Below are 1,677 nucleotides of genomic sequence, written 5' to 3' on the forward strand. Positions count from 1 at the left end.
CTATGAGGGCGGCTGGCTCGCCACCGCGCTGAACGGCGATGTCGTTCCCGCGGCCGGACGGGCGGAATTCCGGTTGAGCGAGGGCGACCGGATCGAAATCCTGTCACCCATGCAGGGAGGCTAGCCGATGTTCGATCTTCTCGGGACAAAACTTGCCTCGCGCCTGCTGCTGGGCACCGCCCAATATCCTTCGCCGGCGATCCTGGCCGATGCGGTCAAGGCGTCAGGCACCTCGGTGGTGACCGTCTCGCTGCGCCGGGAAATGGCCGGCGGCAAGGCCGGCGAGAAATTCTGGTCGCTGATCCGCTCGCTCGGCGTGAGGGTGCTGCCCAACACCGCCGGCTGCCATTCCGTGAAGGAAGCCGTGACGACCGCGAAGATGGCGCGCGAAGTCTTCGGCACGTCCTGGATCAAGCTCGAAGTCATCGGCAACCACGACACGCTGCAGCCCGACGTCTTCGGCCTGGTCGAGGCGGCACGCATCCTGTGCGAGGACGGTTTCGACGTGTTCCCCTATACCACCGACGACCTTATCGTCGCCGAGCGGCTGCTCGAGGCAGGCTGCAAGGTCCTTATGCCGTGGTGCGCGCCGATCGGTTCGGCGCTCGGGCCGGTCAACATCATGGCGCTGCGCTCGATGCGCGGGCATTTCCCCGACGTGCCGTTGATCGTCGACGCGGGGCTCGGACGGCCCTCGCACGCGGCAACTGTCATGGAACTCGGTTTTGACGCCGTGCTCCTCAACACCGCGGTTGCCAAGGCGGCCGACCCGGTGGGCATGGCGCGCGCTTTCGGCAAGGCGGTCGATGCCGGCCGCGAAGCCTATGGTTCGGGAATGCTCGAGCCGCGCGACGTCGCCGTGCCATCGACGCCTACAATCGGCAGGGCGGTTTTCTCATGAAGCTCGATCCCTTCTACCTGATCGTCGACAGCGCCGCCTGGGTCGAACGCCTTGTGCCGCTCGGCGTCAGGCTGGTGCAACTCCGCATCAAGGACATGGACGAGGGCAGGCTGCGCGCGGAAATCCGCAAGGCAAAAGCCTTGTGCGCGCGACACCATTGCCAGCTCATTGTCAACGATCATTGGCGGCTGGCGATCGAAGAGGGCTGCGACTTCGTCCACCTCGGCCAGGAGGACCTGCAGGCCGCCAACCTCCCCGAGATACAGGCGGCCGGCATCAGGCTTGGACTGAGCACCCATGATCATGCCGAACTGGAGACGGCCATGGCAGCCAGGCCCGACTACGTCGCGCTGGGTCCCGTCTATCCGACCATCCTGAAGACGATGAAATGGGCGCCGCAGGGGCTCGAAAGGATCCGGGCGTGGAAAGGCAGCGTCGCGCCCATTCCATTGGTCGCCATCGGCGGCCTCAATCCCGAACGGCTCGATGGCGTTTTCGGGGCCGGCGCCGACAGCGCGGCGGTGGTGACGGACATAACGCTGAATCCGGACCCCGAGGCGCGTACCAGGGAATGGATCGACAAGACGGAGCAATGGCGCTGAACCGGGACCCGCACGTGCTCGTCGTCGGCGGATCGGATTCCAGCGGCGGCGCCGGAATCGCGCGCGATATCGAGACGATCTCTTCGATCGGCTTGCGCAGTTGCGTTGCCGTCACCGCGGTAACGGTGCAGACACACCAATCCGTTGCGGCGGTCCACCATATGCAGCCTGGCC

The 1,677-nt window shown here is 65.8% G+C and carries 4 protein-coding genes; all 4 read left to right on the forward strand.

Annotated elements, in window-relative coordinates:
- Positions 1-124: sulfur carrier protein ThiS (gene thiS / locus EOA38_RS35820; RefSeq protein WP_127301437.1), on the forward strand; the 124-nt coding region annotated here is incomplete at its 5' end.
- 3 nt (positions 125-127) lie between these two features.
- Positions 128-901 carry a thiazole synthase gene (locus EOA38_RS35825; protein ID WP_127301438.1) on the forward strand — a complete coding sequence of 258 codons (774 nt, stop codon included), beginning with the start codon at positions 128-130 and terminating at the stop codon, positions 899-901.
- Complete coding sequence (locus EOA38_RS35830; protein ID WP_127301439.1) at positions 898-1,503, forward strand: thiamine phosphate synthase; 606 nt, start codon at positions 898-900, stop codon at positions 1,501-1,503. The genes EOA38_RS35825 and EOA38_RS35830 overlap by 4 nt, the downstream gene beginning before the upstream one ends.
- On the forward strand, positions 1,494-1,677 hold a 184-nt coding region (locus tag EOA38_RS35835), incomplete at its 3' end, for a bifunctional hydroxymethylpyrimidine kinase/phosphomethylpyrimidine kinase (RefSeq protein ID WP_189435156.1). The genes EOA38_RS35830 and EOA38_RS35835, both read left to right, overlap by 10 nt.

Origin of the sequence: Mesorhizobium sp. M1E.F.Ca.ET.041.01.1.1, assembly GCF_003997355.1 — a bacterium.
Classification (GTDB): Bacteria; Pseudomonadota; Alphaproteobacteria; order Rhizobiales; family Rhizobiaceae; genus Mesorhizobium.